Annotated in this window: 11 protein-coding genes; 9 read left to right on the plus strand and 2 right to left on the minus strand. The window is 47.2% G+C overall.

Annotation, left to right across the window (positions count from 1 at the left end; translation table 11 throughout):
• Positions 1-33: 33 nt before the first annotated feature.
• Both ABIA61_RS00305 and fabV read left to right on the plus strand, forming a co-directional pair.
• The gene (locus ABIA61_RS00305; protein ID WP_404520662.1) at positions 34-933 is read left to right on the plus strand and encodes an arginase family protein; all 900 of its coding nucleotides are present in this window, start codon (positions 34-36) and stop codon (positions 931-933) included.
• A gap of 92 nt (positions 934-1,025) precedes the next feature.
• Complete coding sequence (fabV, locus tag ABIA61_RS00310) at positions 1,026-2,198, plus strand: enoyl-ACP reductase FabV (protein ID WP_283655427.1); 1,173 nt, start codon at positions 1,026-1,028, stop codon at positions 2,196-2,198.
• Between the two features lie 219 nt (positions 2,199-2,417).
• Here fabV and ABIA61_RS00315 read toward each other — a convergent pair whose 3' ends face one another.
• On the minus strand, positions 2,418-2,621 hold the full coding sequence (locus ABIA61_RS00315; RefSeq protein WP_283655428.1) for a hypothetical protein: 204 nt from the start codon (positions 2,619-2,621) through the stop codon (positions 2,418-2,420).
• A gap of 168 nt (positions 2,622-2,789) precedes the next feature.
• Between ABIA61_RS00315 and ABIA61_RS00320 the strand changes: the two genes are divergently transcribed.
• The 4 genes from ABIA61_RS00320 (at position 2,790) to ABIA61_RS00335 (ending at position 7,988) form a co-directional block, all read left to right on the plus strand.
• On the plus strand, positions 2,790-3,941 hold the full coding sequence (locus ABIA61_RS00320) for a sn-glycerol-1-phosphate dehydrogenase (RefSeq protein WP_404520661.1): 1,152 nt from the start codon (positions 2,790-2,792) through the stop codon (positions 3,939-3,941).
• Between the two features lie 198 nt (positions 3,942-4,139).
• Complete coding sequence (locus ABIA61_RS00325) at positions 4,140-5,237, plus strand: GntR family transcriptional regulator (protein ID WP_283655430.1); 1,098 nt, start codon at positions 4,140-4,142, stop codon at positions 5,235-5,237.
• A 346-nt stretch (positions 5,238-5,583) separates the two neighbouring features.
• A complete protein-coding gene (gene araD / locus ABIA61_RS00330) occupies positions 5,584-6,294 on the plus strand; it encodes an L-ribulose-5-phosphate 4-epimerase (RefSeq protein WP_404520660.1) in 711 nt (236 codons plus the stop codon).
• Positions 6,291-7,988: a ribulokinase gene (locus ABIA61_RS00335; protein WP_283655431.1), complete on the plus strand. Its 1,698-nt coding sequence runs from the start codon at positions 6,291-6,293 to the stop codon at positions 7,986-7,988. Before araD ends, ABIA61_RS00335 begins: the two co-directional genes overlap by 4 nt.
• Before the next feature lie 175 nt (positions 7,989-8,163).
• On the opposite strand, the gene ABIA61_RS00340 is transcribed toward ABIA61_RS00335, so the two are convergent.
• Positions 8,164-8,748, minus strand: a complete 585-nt coding sequence (locus ABIA61_RS00340) for a helix-turn-helix domain-containing protein (RefSeq protein ID WP_014280814.1) — start codon at positions 8,746-8,748, stop codon at positions 8,164-8,166.
• A 299-nt stretch (positions 8,749-9,047) separates the two neighbouring features.
• Here ABIA61_RS00340 and ABIA61_RS00345 point away from each other — a divergent pair, with 299 nt between their 5' ends.
• From ABIA61_RS00345 to ABIA61_RS00355, 3 genes are read left to right on the plus strand one after another with little or no spacing between them, the layout of a single operon-like run.
• Entirely contained in the window at positions 9,048-12,290 is a 3,243-nt protein-coding gene (locus ABIA61_RS00345; protein WP_404580175.1) for a hypothetical protein, read from the plus strand.
• Positions 12,291-12,304: 14 nt separating this feature from the next.
• Positions 12,305-17,710 (plus strand): polymorphic toxin-type HINT domain-containing protein, encoded by a 5,406-nt coding sequence (locus ABIA61_RS00350; protein WP_404580176.1) that lies wholly within the window; start codon positions 12,305-12,307, stop codon positions 17,708-17,710.
• On the plus strand, positions 17,707-18,300 hold the full coding sequence (locus ABIA61_RS00355; RefSeq protein ID WP_283655437.1) for a hypothetical protein: 594 nt from the start codon (positions 17,707-17,709) through the stop codon (positions 18,298-18,300). The genes ABIA61_RS00350 and ABIA61_RS00355 overlap by 4 nt, the downstream gene beginning before the upstream one ends.
• Positions 18,301-18,327 lie beyond the last annotated feature (27 nt).

Genomic DNA, 18,327 nt, shown 5'->3' on the forward strand with positions numbered 1-18,327 from the left:
CCTCATAATCGAAGGTAAAGGAGTTGGTTGTCGATGGAAAAAGAAATCTGCATTATTCATGCCCCCACCAATCTTGGCCTTAGCAGGCATCCGGACGGTAGAGAAAGAGGCTGCTGGAAGCTTCCCGCTGTTCTTGAGGAGTTGGGTCTTCACACAGCGATCGGAGCACAAGTCGCGACAAGGCTGTCTCAGCCTGCATATCCGAAGAAGTATACATACAACGACGGCGCCTTATTTGGGGCTCAGGTGGCCGCTTTTTCCATTGAATTGGCAGATACGGTGGAGGAGGTACTGAGCACCTCTGCGTTTTCTCTTGTTCTGGGCGGCGATTGCAGTGTGCTGCTGGGAAGCGCCTTGGCGCTGGCGCGAAAGGGGAATTACGGACTGGTTCATATAGACGCACATCCAGATTATTACCATAAAGGAAATAGTGATAAAGCCGTTGTGGCTGGTATGGACCTTGCTATTGTTACGGGTAAAGGAACAGATATTTTAACCAATCTGGAAAACCGAAAACCTTATATTCAGAGTTCCAATGTCCTGACCTTCGGCTATCGCGAATCAGATCCGGAGCAGAGCATTATAGAAGAGGCAAAGACGGAGGGCATTACCTGCTTCAGTGCGGAACGCTCTCTTCGGGAAGGGGGTGCCAGGACTGCGGATTTTTTGAATGATTTCATTCATCAGCGAGAGGTTGACGGTTTTTGGCTTCACCTGGATGCAGATGTGCTTGACAAAACGCTCATGCCCTGTGTGGATTGCCCGGAATCTCATGGCTTGCAGTGGAAGGAACTCACAGATGTTCTTAGAGTCTTACTGAAATCACCTCAAATAGTAGGCATGAGTGTGGCTATACTAGACCCCGATTTAGATCCCGGCTTGAAGGTAGCAGCAAACTTTAAAGAGATGTTGACTGCTGTATTACGCCCGTAAAAGGTTGAGCCTCAAGCTGATTTGCTATATAGTTATGACTGGACAACCATTCCATCTATATAAAATGAATGCCAAAGTAGGGGGCCCTTGCAATGATTATTAAACCGAAAGTCCGTGGCTTTATCTGTACTACTGCGCATCCAGGAGGATGTGCGGCTCATGTCAATCGTCAAATCGACTACATCAAAGAAAGTCCTTCAATACAAGGAGCCAAAAAGGTGCTTGTGATCGGAGCTTCCACCGGCTATGGACTGGCTTCCCGCATTGCTGCCAGCTTTGGTATGGGAGCTGATACCATAGGTGTATCCTATGAACGCCCTGCTTCAGAAGGACGCACAGCTTCAGCTGGATGGTACAACACTGTAGCCTTTGAGGAATCGGCTAGAGCGGCTGGCTACATAGCAGAAAGCATTAATGGAGACGCTTTTTCCCATGAAATCAAGCAGGAAACGTTGAAACTGGTTAAGGAGAAGCTGGGCAAGGTAGATCTGATTGTGTATAGTGTCGCTTCACCACGACGGACGCATCCCGATACGGGTGAAACCTTCAACTCCGTTCTCAAGCCCATCGGGCAGCCCTTTTCTGATAAAACGGTGAATACCAATACAGGTGTCGTATCGGAGATTACGCTGGAACCGGCTACAGAGGAGGAAATTGAAAATACGATAACGGTAATGGGGGGCGAAGATTGGTCCTTATGGCTAAAAGCGCTGGAAGAAGCTGATCTGCTGGCTGAAGGGGTAACCACACTGGCTTACTCGTATATTGGTCCAGAGATCACGGAGGCCATTTACCGTAAAGGAACCATTGGCCAAGCCAAAAATGACTTGGAGGCCACAGCGCACAGCTTAACGAAGCAACTGGAGCATTATGATGGAAAAGCCTACGTTTCTGTAAATAAAGCTTTGGTTACACAATCCAGCTCGGCTATTCCAGTTGTACCTCTGTATATTTCCTTACTGTTTAAGGTTATGAAGGAAAAGGGTTTGCATGAGGGCTGTATCGAGCAAGCGCAGCGTCTGTTCGGAAAGCTATATAGTGGATCGACAGTGGAAACCGATGAGGAAGGGCGCATTCGTCTGGACAACTGGGAAATGAGAGCGGATGTCCAGCAGGCTGTCCAAGAGGCTTGGTCCGGGATTACTACAGAAAATGTGTCTGAACGGGGCGACCTTGAACAATATCGTCTCGATTTCCTTCAGTTGTTTGGATTCGGGTTTGATGAAATTGATTATGATTTGGATGTAAATCCAGATATTCAGTAGAATCATGGCTGATCTCGAATTGTACTACACACATAATAAAAGCGGGCACTTACAAGCGAAATAAATCGCTTGTGAGGCCCGTTTTTTTATATCAGGATTTATGCAAAATCCTCATATGTTAGGCAAATGTATATAAGCTGAACTAAAAAAAGGTACATGCAAACGGAGCAGGCGGAATGGTGCTGTACAAGCAAAGTGTTCTTGTTTCAGTAGCTGAAACTATCGGGGATCTGACGTAGAAACCGATTTGTGATGAAGCAGACGAAAAACAGCGATGGTAATCATGATCCCGGCAACGCCAAATACAGATACGGAGGTCAAAGCCTGGTAGGCTTGCCAGCCGAATAAAAAAGCGATACCACTGCCAAAGGTTGTGCCTGCCAGTAAACCGAGTGCGCAAGCGATGTCTGTTCTGAATTTCATAAGCTTTTTTCCTTTCGGAATCAGGATTTGAAAAGCAACTTGTGCTTTTCATCTGGACTTGGACAGGAACTTGTGCGTACAATTAAATAGAAATCGTTTTCAAAGAGAATCTTTTTAATAGTATGGATCATTCTTGTGCAAATTATTCCTTTTCAGGAGGTAGATCAAATGAATATGAATGAGCAGATCAAGCAGTGGAACGAAGAAGCACAGGCAAACTACACCGATCACCCTTACCGAAAGGTCGAATTGTTTATTGAGGTGCGTGATGGAGCGCTTGAAGCCGTCGTCCCTTATCTGAAGCAACAAAATTACCGTCATATGACGCTGGTAGAGGATGAACATACTTCTGCGGCGGCAGGGGAAAAGTTGACACAACGGATACGTGACGCAGGTTTGGTGGTCGATGTGGTTCGGCTGCCTCCCAATGCTGTGGGGGATGTGATTGCAGATGAGGGCTATATCGTAAAGGTGTTGTTGGGCGTGGCAGATGAGAGTCAGGCTGTACTGGCCGTAGGCTCCGGCACTATTCATGATCTGGTTCGCTTCGCATGCTATAAAATGAATCGTCCGTTCCTGTCGGTGCCGACGGCCCCTTCTGTGGATGGATTCACATCGGCAGGCGCGCCGTTGATTGTGGGCGGCAGCAAGCAGACATTCCAGGCTGTTCCACCGGAAGCGATCTTTGCTGATCTATCCGTACTGGCGAATGCGCCACAAGCGATGACTGCTGCAGGCTTTGGCGATATGCTCGGCAAATTCACCTCATTAGCCGATTGGCATGTGTCCAGGGATTTGGGGGGCGAACCGTATTCGCTTTTGGCTAATCGAATTACGGAGGAGGCGCTGCGGGCCTGTGTAGAGCATGTTGATGAGATTGCGGCGGGTAGCCAGGCAGGTGTCGAAGTGCTGATGAACGCGCTGATCGCATCCGGCATTTCCATGCTGATGATTGATCATTCCCGTCCAGCATCGGGGGGAGAGCACCACATTTCTCACCGAATTGAAATGGATTTTATTGCGGAGGGACGCAAGCAAGTTTTGCATGGTGCCAAAGTGGGCGTAGCTTCTGCTTTACTGGCGGACTTGTACAGGGACCTGGTTGCCAGCCAAGCTGTGGATGCTTTTGAGGTATATCGAACCTTGCCCACGTCGGAGCAGATGCGTGCATGGCTGGCTCAGGTCGGTGGTCCGTCTACGATTGCCGAGCTGGGCGTAACCGAGGAGCAGCTTGCGCGCGCACTTCGCACGGCTCATACCCTGCGTAATCGCTATACAGGGCTCAAGTATATGAACGATCATCAATTGCTTCGCTCATAAAATGCACATTTACAGAAGCGGTATTTAGACAGGATAACCAAGCACTTGTAACATGGAAGGGATTAGCGAATGGGTTTACGCCTCCGGCAGCTATACAACGATATCCTGCTCCTGTAACATTTGTATGTACAAATGAACGATATGCTATAATCGTGAAATACAAAAGGGTACACGATATTGCAAGTGACGGAGGAAATTATGGCGCCCAAATATATACAAGTTAAACAGGAAATTTTGTCATGGATTCATTCATCCAGGCTGGAGCCTCAAAGCCAGCTTCCATCTGAGCATGAAATGTCTGAGCAATTTGCGGTTAGTCGGCAAACCGTGCGTCAGGCGTTAGGTGAGCTGGTGCAGGAAGGTTGGCTGTTTCGCATGCAGGGCAAGGGGACCTTTGTCGCCACACGGGATAGCAAGCAGCCCGAGGACCCACGGACGATCGGGGTCGTTACGACCTATATATCGGATTATATTTTTCCGTCGATTGTGCAGGGAATTGAATCCAAATTAAGTCGTCAGGGCTATAAGCTACTGCTGTCAAGCACAGGCAATGACCCTGAGCAGGAACGGCAGTGTTTGGAAATGCTGCTTAGTCAGCCATTGAGCGGGATTATTATTGAGCCGACCAAAAGTGGGGAGCGCAACCCCAATCTCAATTATTACCTGACCGTGGAAAACCGCCAAATTCCTTATTTAATGATTAATGCCCGGTATGAGGAAATGGATGCGCCATGTCTGCGTGTGGATGATGAGAAGGGCGGATTTTTAGCGGCTGAGCATCTAATTAAGTTGGGACATCGGCGGTTAGCCGGGTTTTTCAAGACAGATGATATGCAGGGAATTCTTCGTATGAAGGGATTTGTGGCCGCCCACCGTAAATATGGGGTTACGCTGCATCCGAATGCAGTGACCACCTACCGGACAGAAGAAAAAAATGAAGTTCCGTTACAGCGTGCGTCTGCACTGTTGAGTATGGAGCCGGAAGAGCGCCCTACCGGATGGGTAACCTATAATGACGAGCTGGCTGTGCGTTTGTTGGACATTGTGCGTTCGGCGGGTCTGAGCATTCCGGGCGATTTGTCGCTGGTGGGGTTTGATGACTCTTTTTTGGCAACGGCAACGGAAATCAAGCTAACTACAATCCGCCATCCCAAAGAAGAGCTGGGACTTCGCGCCGCTGATACGATACTGTCGATGATCGAAGAAAAGGGCTTCCGCGAAGAGGATCGCCAGTGGATTATTCCACCTGAGCTGATTATCCGTGAATCTACGGGTCCTGTTGCCAGTGACGTATAAGAACCTAATAAATATGGGCGAGTTTTTATTTGGATACATGTAAGGACAAGTTGGAAGAAATGTAGTTCTGACACCTCACAGCGTATCGGCCTGCCTACTCGCCTTATCGTACAGCCTGTTTTCTGGATTGCAGAAAATAGGCTGTTTTTGCTATGTTTTTTCTGAAAACATAAACAGTTACGCAGTGAAAAAACGTATAAAAAAACACTGGCTAAGTTGTACGTACAAGTGTATAATGAAAGCGGAACCAAGGATAAGGGACATTATGATCCTCTTGTGGTTTTCCATTTGAAGCTGGGTTTAGCACTTCCATTTCAGAAATGATAGTAAAAGGAGTGTCTTATACATGTTAGAACAATTAAAACAGGAAGTATGGGAGGCCAATCTGGCTCTTCCCAAGCATGGTCTGGTTACTTTTACGTGGGGAAATGTAAGCGGTATCGACCGTGAGCAGGGACTGGTTGTAATCAAGCCAAGTGGTGTGGCCTATGAGGAGCTGAAAGCAGAGCAATTGGTTGTACTCAATTTGCAAGGCGATATTGTTGAAGGGGACCTTCGTCCTTCATCAGATACACCTACACATCTGGCACTGTACCGTGCGTTTCCACAAATCGGTGGTATTGTACACACGCATTCCTCTTGGGCCACAAGCTGGGCACAGGCAGGACGCGCGATTCCTGCATTAGGGACAACACAGGGTGATTATTTTTATGGAACGATTCCGTGTACTCGCGCGATGACTTCAGAGGAAATTGCCGGAGAGTATGAGCTGGAGACGGGACATGTGATTATTGAGACGTTTCAGGATATTAGTCCAGCGGATATTCCAGGTGTACTCGTTAATCAGCATGCACCGTTCGCTTGGGGGAAAAATGCCGATGATGCCGTTCATAATGCGGTGGTGCTGGAGGAAGTAGCCAAGATGGCGTACCGTTCCTTCGCGCTGAACCCGGAATTAACCTCTATGGATCAGGCGCTGCTGGATAAGCATTTTCTGCGCAAGCATGGAGCGAACGCCTACTATGGTCAAACGAAAAAGGAGGAGACACACAAATGAGCAAGTATACCATTGGTGTCGATTATGGAACAGAGTCCGGGCGCGCGGTCATTGTTGACCTCTCTAACGGAGCTGAAATTGCTACACACGTAACACCATATCGCCATGGGGTTATTGATGAAGTGCTGCCTGGCAGCGGACGCAAGCTGGAAATGGACTGGGCGCTGGAGCATCCGGCTGACTATATTGAAGTGCTGACGACTTCTGTACCTGCTGTCATGAAGGAGACGGGGATTTCTCCTGACGACATCATCGGGATCGGGATTGATTTTACAGCATGTACGATGCTGCCAATCGATGCGCAGGGACAACCATTGTGTTTTGACGAGAACCTGAAGGATAACCCGCATAGCTGGGTAAAACTGTGGAAGCACCATGCAGCGCAGGATGAAGCGGATCGTCTGAATGAAATTGCCACACAACGCGGAGAGGCATTTCAGCCCCGTTATGGTGGTAAAATTTCATCCGAATGGATGATCGCAAAAATTTGGCAAATTCTGAACGAGGCGCCGGATATTTATGATCAGACAGATCGCTTTGTAGAAGCGACCGACTGGGTTATTTCCCAGCTTAGTGGAGAACTGAAACGTAATCAATGTACAGCGGGTTACAAGTCCATTTACCATCATCGTGACGGTTATCCGGACCGTGAGTTTTTCAAAGCGCTCGATCCTCGTCTGGAAAATTTGACAGATACGAAGCTGCGTGGTGAAGTTTATGACTTGGGTAGCCGTGCAGGTGGATTAACAGAGGACATGGCTGCAAAGCTCGGGCTGAATCCGGGAACTGCAGTAGCAGTAGGTAACGTGGATGCACATGCGGCTGTTCCGGCGGTAGGTGTCGTTACACCAGGCAAGCTGGTCATGTCTATGGGAACTTCTATTTGTCATATGCTGCTCGGTGAGGAAGAAAAAGAAGTCGAAGGCATGTGCGGTGTTGTAGAAAACGGAATTATCCCGGGCTATTACGGCTATGAGGCTGGTCAGTCGGCGGTAGGAGATATTTTCGCATGGTTCGTTGAGCATGCTGTTCCCGGTGAGGTGAAGGAGCAGGCTGCGGCAGAAGGCGTGAACGTCCATGTGTGGCTGGAGCGCAAAGCGGCAGCGTACAAACCGGGCGAAACCGGATTGCTTGCGCTGGATTGGTGGAACGGCAACCGTTCTGTGCTGGTGGATACGAACCTGACGGGTCTTATTGTCGGCTATACGCTGCTGACGAAGCCGGAGGAAGTGTATCGTACATTGCTGGAAGCCACAGCGTTCGGTACACGTAAAATCGTCGATGCGTTCCATCACAACGGCGTGCCGGTAGATGTATTGTATGCATGCGGTGGATTGCCGCAGAAAAACCGTCTCTTGATGCAAATTTATGCCGATGTAACCGGACGGGAGATCAAAGTGGCGGCTTCTACTCAAACCCCTGCCCTGGGCGCAGCGATGTTCGCGGCAGTGGCTGCGGGAGCAGAGGCCGGAGGGTATGACGATATCGTCGAAGCAGCGCGCCATATGGCTCGTGTACGGGACGAGAGCTTCAAACCGATCCCGGAGAACGCGGCCGTCTATGATAAGCTGTACGAGGAATACAGCCGTCTTCACGACTACTTTGGACGTGGAGGCAATCCGGTGATGAAGAAGCTGAAGGCGATTAAGGAAGAAGCCGGACGTTCTACACAAGCGGCAAGCACTCATTCTTAAAAAGATAAGGGTTCTAAAAAAGCACAGTACGCCGGGAAAATGGCAGACTGTGCTTTCTTTGTTCTTATATTCCATGATTTGCAACAGGCGAAAGTCTTATGAAATGAAAGATGGTAATGCGTTCCTTTCATAGACTTTCAGGTAAAGTACAATCGTTTAGGTTTAACGGGCATTCTCACTTTTTCAGCATGGCATCAGCAAACAAGATGGATTTTGGAATGCGGAAAAACTGTTCCGCCTGATCCTGGAAGGTTTGAGAAGGAACGGTACCCTGGTGCAACCATTTTCGAAATGTGCCGGGATGAACGCCAATCCAATGACTGACATCGGTCACCGAAATATCATGGACCATACATAGACCCGCCAAAATCCGGTTTTTGACCGGGGAACGAGTCACAGTCCGTTTCATAAAACGGGACGGTGATGGCTGACAGATGAGCGGTGAACGCCGGACAACCTCTTCATTAAACAGAATATGGTGCGGATAACCAAGTGTATTACAAGCTTTTTCCAGATTAGTGTTGCCGGGAATACGACCTTCATATACCCACGCGCTGACGCTACGGGAGGAAATGGAAAGCTCCTCGGCAAGCTGAGACAGTTTAATGTCATTAGCCATCAAAACGGCTAGCAGAACACGATTGCGCACTTGACAGCGTGTCGGCTTGCGAAAACGTTTGACGCGCACACCTTTTCCCAAATATTTGCGATTGATCAGAGACCACGCCTGAATGGAATGTTTATCTTGTTGTTTAGGCATATATCCTCCGATTTTTTTAACCACATACTACTATACCCGAAGGGGGCTTTGCAAGTGACTCCCCTCCTGATTTTCTTTTAATCCCATGGGCTTAACCGGTTTATGGAAAATAAGGTCCATTTGACCTATGAAAAGGGGCGTATAAGGGGCCGATATATTAAGTTGTGTCTATTTTTATGGAATCGGAGGGAATGTATTCTTTTTTTATGATTGTAAGGCTTATAAGAGAGAGAAATGGATAGGGGAATTGAAGTATACCCAACTATTTCCTGAATGACAAGAGGAGGTTATCCAGTCAGATGTTTTGTAAAAAGATAATGGTATGGTTTCTGACAGCACTTTTGGCAGCAAACACTTTGCTGTGCTTGCCTGGTGTGGCAGGAGCGGAGGAACAAGATTTAAGGGACGGAATGCAACTGGATCAAGCGGATGAGGCACTGGAGGAACTTGAGGTTCCTGATGGAACCGTTTCTTTCACCCCGTCCACTTCTGCGACAAACAGCGTCTATAACGCACTGATGATGAGCTTGGCGGCGGTAGATAACACGACGCTCGTCATTCATCCCGGAGAGACCTATGAATTTGAGAATATAGATACTGCTGGAAGAGCAATAACGAGTAATGCATCAGCAAAAAATGATATTACTTATGACCTGGTCACTTATAAAGCAGATGGATCTATAAATGTAGCCTATCTGGATCACATTTCCACTTCAACTGTGGTTCCGGGAGGAGGTTCTTCTTTTATAACGGCTACAGGATCAGGGCCTCTGGTCATATCGGTTAAGCCTCAATTTACCTATAGCACCTCCGAGAATCCGGCACTGGAGCGCATTACTGTCTTTAAGGACGAGAGTTATCGCATTGTAAATGAGGGGGCGGGCAGCCGTACCATTTTGCATAATGCTTCGAGCGCGGACAATCGCCGTTTTGACTATGCAAAATATAAGGAGAATGGAGCTTTAGTCGCATCGGGTCTTAATAGTATTGCTCACCCCACTTTTGCGGATGACGAAGAGCTGATTATTACAGGCTCCACTGCAAACGCGGTTAGCTTCGGATTTCCATATGGCAAATACAGTATAGAAAACACAGGAGAGCCGGCTTATGCACGGGTTACCTTAAATCAAGGAGAAAGCTACGAGTTTATCAATGTGGGAACTAGATTGGACACGATTGAGAGCGATGGGACAACCAAGGATAAGCTTGACTACGTTGTTTACCTGGCAAATGGAACGGAGTCTTCACGCGGTAGTGGCACTTCGGGGAAGCCGCAGATTGGTGTGGACAGATACGCGGTAATTACTCAGGTCACTGCCAATCCGGTTACATACGGCGCTCCTTATCGTAACTTTATTGCCCGTCCTGTGGGCGGATATGCGATCAGCCGCGTCGAGTTTGAGGCAGGCAAGAGTTACATTTTCCATAATAACGGCACGCTGATGAATCCGATCTACAATAACTCCAGAAAGACTGGAAATTTGTTCGATTATGTTATCTATAAGTCAGATGGAACGGTATACACTTACGGTTTTAACAGTCAGGCAGGTCCTATGATCCCGGCTTCGGGATATGCCATTGTGACTGTGATTGGCCCGAGTCCCATTATCTTTGACTATACGGACGATTTTTCCTGGGAAACGAGCAGTGATCCTGCCTTTTTACGCGTAACACTGTCGAAAGGTGAAAGCTATGCGTATACCAATATCAGTAATCGTTTAAGGAATCTGCACAGCACCGCCAAAACCGTTAAAGGTAAATTTGAAGCGGTTCTGTATAAAGTGGATGGTACAGAGCAATCCAGGCGCAGTGATACAAGTACAGCCCCTCAGGTTGGTGCTGGAAAGACAGCTCTTCTTACGGTAACAGGTGATACGCCGATTACATTCGGCGGTATTTATCGGAGCTTCCATGGTCAAGGAGATGATGGTGACCCACTTCAGGAAACGACTTTGCAGCCGTGGGATTCCTATATTTTTGAGAATCATGACAATACATCGCAAACGCTGCGTCGTAACAAAAGCAGTGGAAGCTCTAGATTTGATTTTGCCAGCTACAAGGGACTTAGGCTACTCGCAGCCGATCATTTTAATACCTTGGCTGACCCGGAAATTATCGAGAATGGTGTTGGTATTGTAACGAATGTTTCGGATCGGCCTATCACCTTTAGCCATAGCACTAAGGTAAAGGCTTTACTCAGCGCGCAAATGGCATTTTATCGGATTACGTTAAAGCAGGGAGAAAGCCGGAAATTTATCAACAGAAGTCCGAATGCCAAGGCTTTGGACGTACTTTCTTCCACCGGGATGAAATGGAGTTACACTAACTATCTGGAAGATGGGACGATATACAGTCAAGCGATTGATACGACTCAGTTGCCACTAGTTCAGGCTGGCGGCTATGCCATCGTTACGACGGTATCGGAAATACCTGTGACTTTTGGAGCCGTATGGGGGATATTCGATGTTGAGGCTGCCGAGGTACCGACAGGCAATCAGATTACCGTCAAGCAGGGAGAAAGCTATGTATTCAATAATACTGGCTCACAGGCTTCCTCGTTGACCACAGATGCTTCAAACGAAAGTCGCCTTTATGACTATCTCGTATATGGAGCAGGTAGCGGTGTGAATTCCAAGGTGGATGGAGCAGGAATGGATGCTTCTTTACCCAAAATCTCACTTGGAGCTGGAGGTACGCTCGTTGTGACCGTCACTTCACCGCAAGCTGTGACCTTTTATTTCAACAATGACATTAAAGCGGAGCCAAGCCCAGAACCTGCGTTGTTAAAAACGTCTTTGTCCGGCGAAAAGCAGGAAGTATGGATCAATCGCGGAAGCGAGGCAGCCCCTGTCTTGACGAATGCAAAGACGACTGGTGGAACGTATCAATATACTGTTACGGATCAGGCTGGAAAAGTGATTCGTGAACATAAAGAGGCGACAGATAATCTACAGCAAGTGCCAGGTAAAGCAAACATTCATCTTGCCGTAGCAGCAGCTACTCCTGCTGTTAACTTTGGAGCGCCTTATCGTTTGTTTGCTATCAAAAATAAAGATGACAGCAAGCTGGACGAGCTCATTGAGCTCATAGAAAAGGAAGCTGGCTTTACAGTAGGTCAGCAAGGAAAATATCGTTTTACGCCCAAAGAAGACGGAATATACCGTTTTGCGGTGAAGGAAAAATCCAACTATGCTGAACAGCAGCCTATTGTAGCTTTATTTACGGACCCTGATTTTTCTAATCAGCTTGTCTCCTCAACAGAGCAAGAGCAAATATATGGTTGGAATTTCACTGTTTTAGAGTTTGAGATGAAGGCAGGACAAACCGTTTATGTAAAGCTGACAGAAGCCAATAGCGGCGCATTGCAAACTGTAATTAAGGCAGCACATATGGCGCCTGGCAAGGATACTTCATATGAATACGGCAAAGGGAACCGACTGAATAAAGTTATTTTTTCCACCGGAGATCAAATCGAGCTGCATTATGATTTAAACGGAAACGTCAGTATGCGGCTGAAAAAGGTATTTCCTTTTACAAATTAAATAGGGGTGAGCATGTGTTTAAACGTTATATTTGTAGTCTATTATGTGTGGCAATGTTGCTGGGTCCATGGAGTACATGGAGTACATGGAGTACATGGGCATATGGAGAGGAAGGGAAAGGAGAGGCAGCGGCTTCTCAGGCTTCTTCGTCTTCCACTCCACAGATTATTACCAGAGCGTGGCTTGCACAGCAAACAGGCAAGGATCAGGCTTGGGTCAATGCACAGTTATCCAAGGGCTATACTTTATATGATATTTATAAAGCATGGCAAAAAGATGGTGGGGAAAACTCATTACCGGAACAAAGTCCTGCCTTGTGGGTACAGCAAAATGGGCTTGAATTGAGCACAAAAGCGAAGATGGAACCGTCCAAGGAGCCGGCTGAACTAAAGGCAGGTGAAAAGCCCGTTCAGGATGAAGTGGTGAATCCCAAACCGCTGGATCAGGGTGAGGAACCATCGCTGGTCCCTGAGACGACTGAGGCAGGTATACCATCCTTACCCAGCGTACATGATTCCGTGTATGCACCGATTCCAGAAGAAAACGGCCTGATCGGGCAGGCTTTACTTAAACAAAGCTTGCTACAGGTATCTGCTACAACAGATGTGTATGCTCCTTTTGATCAGGCGGCGCTTGCACAAAGCAGGTTAAATGATGATGCTTCGCGTTATGGGCTGGATTACGGTGACAACAGTGTATCCACCGCTTCTGGACAGCTTATCGTTCAAAATACAGACTTCGTGCTGCCCGGGTCATTGCCCTTTGCACTGACTCGTGTGTATAACAGTTCATTGGCGAATAACCAGATTGGTGTGCAGCAAAATGAGGGGGTGTACACAAACACAAGTGTCATCCGCGAGGAGGAAGCAGCTTCAAGTCTGGGACGAGGCTGGAAATGGGATCTTCCTCATATGCAGAAACAGGACGGTAAACGGCATTTGTACATGCCGGGAACAGGCTCCTATGAACTGAAAAATGATTTGAAGCTTGAAGGATATGCATACAAAGATCTGAAGATCAGTACAGATCAAAGCGCAAGCGTGCAGGGAATACGAAGTGAATACAAAATATCAGAGCTGAATGGAAACGACTTTTATCTCGATCAGGATGGTTATTTGATATTAATCCAGGATGCGTATAAGAATCGTGTGGAATTGGATTATACAAGTTCTGGTGGAGCTAAGCTCATTCGTTCGATTCGAAACAATGATGGCAGAGAGCTTGACTTCACTTACAATGCCGGACAGCTTGTCGTCAAAGAGCAGGGCACGGACCATCAGTACACCTATCGTCAAAGTGGCGAGGGAAGCAGCAAGGTGCTAACGGAAGTGCTGGATTCCCTGTCACGAAGCACAAGCTATACGTATACCTTCATGGATGCTCCGTTTAATTTGGTAGCAGATAGTGAAGGGAAAACGGGAGCCCTACAGCAAAATGCAACTGCGCTGCTTACCAGAATTGCACGATCGACTTCGTCCATGACAGACATTCGTTACGAAGCCTATAACAAGCAGATAGGCGTATACGGTACACAAGGCGTGTTTAAAGTGATTTCACGTGCAGATGTGTACAGTACAACGGCAGGTAACCGTTTTTTAAATCAAACCGATCTCACCTATTCGGGAGAAGATCTAGCCAGCTATGGCAAAAACGCTGAATGGACGGTGGTTGCTACAGGAACACGTACAACAGAAACCTTCCATTTCGCTAAAACCTTTAGAGGAGAGCATGCGCCCGACAAATCGGTTCTTAACCGCTATGATCAAGAGGGAGATTCCACCGGGTATCATGTAGACTACACGTATAAGGACGCCATGGACTGGAATTTGCCTGCGCAAATGCGAGAGTCCTATACGGAGGGGGGTTCTTCATCCGAGCCTGTCACGACCTCTTATGAGTACAATGAATATGGTCTCCCTTTGAAAATATCCCAAAGTACGGGGTCGGAGACGGTTCATACGTATAAAACCTCTAGTGAGCCTTTTTTCTGGGTACAACCCGTTCAGACGGTTAGCCAAATCAGTGAAGGAAAAACCGGAACGACAGTTCGAACCTATAAAGCAGAGGGCACATTGAATGAACTAAAAAACTATGAAGGCACAGCGCAGGGGAAGCTTTTATCACACAGCTATACTTTTTACAATGCAAAAGGGAATGTAAGCAGTCAGAAGGTTCTCATTGACGACAGAAACTATACGGATGTTTCTATAGATTATAAATCTTCCTATGGTTCTCAGCTCCCGACAAGGCAGCTTTTGCCTAAAGGTGTTGAGTATACGTATGACTACTATCCGACCGGAGAAATCAAGTCCCAAACCGATGCCAAGCGCAAAACGGAGTCCTATGTGTATGACGCGTTGGGGCGTGTAACGAGGGTTACTTATCCGAATGGTACTCAAACGGTTGTGGTATACAAGGATGATACGAACGATGTCACCGTCACCGGGCCGGATGGCGTGAGCGCGGAAAGATTGTATAATCCATTCGGACAGCTGCTCCAGCAGCAGGTGGATGACGCGATCTATGGATATGGTTACGACGATCACGGAGATAGGGTAGAAAGTACGGATGCCGAGCAAGCCACCACTCGCTACGCCTACGATGCTTTTGGACGGCCTGTGAAGGCGACCTATGCGGATGGAACAGCAGATACCGTGGCGTACAACGCGGTAGATCGTACGGTCACTTATACGGATGCAGCTGGTTATCGTGTGCGTGAGGTATCGGATGCTTTAGGCCGTGTGACTTCCACTCAAGAAGCTAACAATGGCTCCTTTCAGCCGCTGGAGTCGTTCGCTTACAATCATGCGGGTAGGGTCACTAGCCGGACGGACGGTAACGGCCAACGTATGACCTATGATTACGATGCTCTGGGACAAATGACCTCCGTGACAGATCCATCTGGACAAAAGACCAGCTATATGTATGATCTGGCTGGAAATTTGAAGACCGTTCAGTATCCTGACGGGCAAAAGAATCTGTACTCGTATGATGAGCTGGGCAGACGCATGCTGCTGGAGAAATCCAGTGGAGGAACGACGCTAAATATTTACGATACGGATGGCAATATCACCCGTATGCTGACAGGGAAATCGCAAGCGATCACTTTTGAATATAATACGAACGGGCTGGTTACGGAAGCGGCGGGACCAGATTTTAAAACAAATTATACCTATGACCTTGCGGGACGCCGAACCAGCATGACAGATGGGCAGGGAATGACCTCCTATGCCTATGATCCAGCAAATGGGGCGTTGACCGGACTGAAATACCCGGACGGCACGCAAATAACCTACGAGTACAACAAGCAGTCTCGCACAGGCTATGTGCTGACCGATGGTGCTGGTACGTCTATGCACGTTCAATCCAAGCTGGATAGTTTGGGCCAAGTGACTCAAATGGACGTTAGCAGTGGAGCAGGGACAGCGGGCGTACAGAGTCTGGCAGGAGCGAGTGCTGCTACGGGTGGTTCACTGGATCGTATGACATTTGAGTATGCACCGAATGGGTTGCTGAAAAGTCAGGCTTCAAGCCGAGGGCTAAGTACGCGATTCAGCTATAACGGACTGGATTTGTCCGGAGTTACGGTGGAGCAAGGCGGTGCGGCATTGCACCAATTTGGGTATGAGCGGGATGGGAATAAAAACATCATCGGACGTACACAAAACGGAACCACGGATCAATTTGGATATGACCCGTCAAACCGAATGGCCAGCGAAGCCGCAGGTGAGAAGAACAAGACCTACGGCTATGATCCGAATGGAAACCGAAGCGCCGAAGGCAGCGGCAAAGTGTTCGGTATGGAAAACGCCAGTTATGGCTATGATTCCGTCAGTCGTCTGACCCATGTGAGCGGTGAAGGAAAAGAGGTCGGATACAGCTATAACGGAGACGGGCTGCTGTACGAGCGTACGGAGGGTGGCAAAACGACCCGGTATTACTACGATGAAGAAGCGAAGCTAATGGCAGAAGCTGAGGTCGAAGGTGGAACGCCGAAGATCACGTATGCCTACGTGTATGACTTGTCCGGTCAACTGTGGGCGAGACAAGACAAGTCAAGCGGACAGCTGCAATATTATCAGTTGAATGGCCACGGTGATGTGGTGGGCCTGAGTGATAGCTTGGGTAAGGAGCTGAACAGCTACAGCTACGACATCTGGGGCGGCCCGAAGACGGTGAAAGAGACTGTTCCGAACGTGCTGCGCTACGCTGGCGAGTATTGGGATGATACGACCGGACTCCAGTATTTGCGCGCACGTTGGTACGATCCGGGCACAGCCCGTTTTATGGGTGAAGATACGTATCAGGGCGAGATGAGCGATCCGCAGAGCTTGAACTGGTATGCGTATGTAGCGAATAATCCGTTAATTTATGTTGATCCAAGTGGACATTCTTTTGAGACCCTTGATTATCAAGAACTTCGGATACTATTAAATGATGCAAGAGTTAGAACGAATTCCACAAAAAATAAGGATTATCAGGTATACAAGGACTTCATACGAAAACGATACGATTTTGTGTCCATTTTTGGAGGAGCAAACCAGTATAATTACTTATACGACCTGTTAACGGGAACGAGTGGCTATAAGAATAGTGCAGGCAAGTCAGATTGGGCAAGAGGACAGTTGTTAAGTGCATACCAAAATTGGACAGATGCCGAAGTCCTTGGGATAGCGGCGATGGGGATGATTGGTGATGTAAAAGTTGGTGGAAAAGGGAGTAAAGTAAAATCATCAAGAGGGTGTAATTGCTTTACCGCAGGTACGAAGGTTCAAACAGACGAAGGGGAGAAGAATATCGAAGACATTACAGTCGGAGATAAGGTTCTCTCGAAGAATGAAGAGACTGGGGAGGTCGGTTATAAAGAGGTTACGGCGACCTTCAATCACGAAACGGGAACGGATGAAATTTACAAAATCCATGTTGGCGACCAAGTGATTGAATCTACCTTTAACCATCCATTCTGGGTGGACGGTCAGGGATGGACGTTCGTCAAAGACCTTCAAGTCGGTGATTTGCTTGTCCAGAGCGATGGGAATAAACTCAAGATAGAGAGCATCGAACTGGAGCATGAGCAAGCTACTGTTTATAACATGACGGTGGATGAGTTCCATACCTATTTTGTTAGTGACCTTGGGATTTGGGTGCATAATACGAATTGTAGTTATAAAGACATAACAGTAGGGAAAAGTGTAAGAAATATTTCAACTGACGTTACGAGAACAGATTTCGAGAAGAGTCTTTTGAATGATGGTTGGAAAAAAGCAGTTAGTAAAGATGGTAAAGTTTCTATCTACTCTAAAGATGGAGCTAGATATACTGTTCGTGACACGTCGAATCAAGGGCAACAAACAGCAGAGTTTTGGGCTAAGGGAGCTTCGGAGGTCACTACTAAGGTTAGATTGGGGTCACCTAAATGAGCAAACTAATTTCGGATAAAGAGAAATTTGAAGAAGCAGTAAATTTGGTTAAAAGAGCGTTTGACCATGAAAAGCGTTTACCTGAGCAAATTTTTAATGTGCCTTTTCAAAAAACATGTGTATTTGACTTCGATAAAGCAATGAGTTATTCCTTTTGGCATGAACTTGAGCGGCTCATTAATCTATCAAATGACCCATTTATTCTCATGGCTGTATTAGACCCACATCCGGTAGATTATTTTTATAAAGAGTTTTCACGTTACAATTTTTTTATCCTTTCAAGGGATGCAACAGCTGATGAATACTGGAAAATGATTGAGTCAAGTCCTGAGGAAAGCCCTGCTGATGCAATTGTGTTTAATTCGGAAGTTGTTGTTTGGCTTTCACCTTCAATGAAGTGGGCGATTTGGGGAGAAAGGAGCTACGGTATCTGTATTGTAGGTTTAAGTGAGGAAATAAGTAGTTACAAAAGCGAGTCTTGTTTAACAATTGATACAGCTATCTCTGATTTGGTATCATTAAATTTTGGTAATATAATACCCGACGAAGTAGTGTCAAAGCTATTATTGCATTATAACAATATGGATTAAATAATTAGTGAGACCTTGGTGGATAGT

Source organism: Paenibacillus sp. RC21, assembly GCF_044907935.1.
Lineage (GTDB): Bacteria > Bacillota > Bacilli > Paenibacillales > Paenibacillaceae > Paenibacillus > Paenibacillus terrae_A.

Coding starts and splice junctions, on each gene's coding strand:
- ABIA61_RS00305 (WP_404520662.1), top strand. CDS start 34: ATGGAAAAAGAAATCTGCATTATTCATGCCCCCACCAATCTTGGCCTT.
- fabV (WP_283655427.1), top strand. CDS start 1,026: ATGATTATTAAACCGAAAGTCCGTGGCTTTATCTGTACTACTGCGCAT.
- ABIA61_RS00315 (WP_283655428.1), bottom strand. CDS start 2,621: ATGAAATTCAGAACAGACATCGCTTGCGCACTCGGTTTACTGGCAGGC.
- ABIA61_RS00320 (WP_404520661.1), top strand. CDS start 2,790: ATGAATATGAATGAGCAGATCAAGCAGTGGAACGAAGAAGCACAGGCA.
- ABIA61_RS00325 (WP_283655430.1), top strand. CDS start 4,140: ATGGCGCCCAAATATATACAAGTTAAACAGGAAATTTTGTCATGGATT.
- araD (WP_404520660.1), top strand. CDS start 5,584: ATGTTAGAACAATTAAAACAGGAAGTATGGGAGGCCAATCTGGCTCTT.
- ABIA61_RS00335 (WP_283655431.1), top strand. CDS start 6,291: ATGAGCAAGTATACCATTGGTGTCGATTATGGAACAGAGTCCGGGCGC.
- ABIA61_RS00340 (WP_014280814.1), bottom strand. CDS start 8,748: ATGCCTAAACAACAAGATAAACATTCCATTCAGGCGTGGTCTCTGATC.
- ABIA61_RS00345 (WP_404580175.1), top strand. CDS start 9,048: ATGTTTTGTAAAAAGATAATGGTATGGTTTCTGACAGCACTTTTGGCA.
- ABIA61_RS00355 (WP_283655437.1), top strand. CDS start 17,707: ATGAGCAAACTAATTTCGGATAAAGAGAAATTTGAAGAAGCAGTAAAT.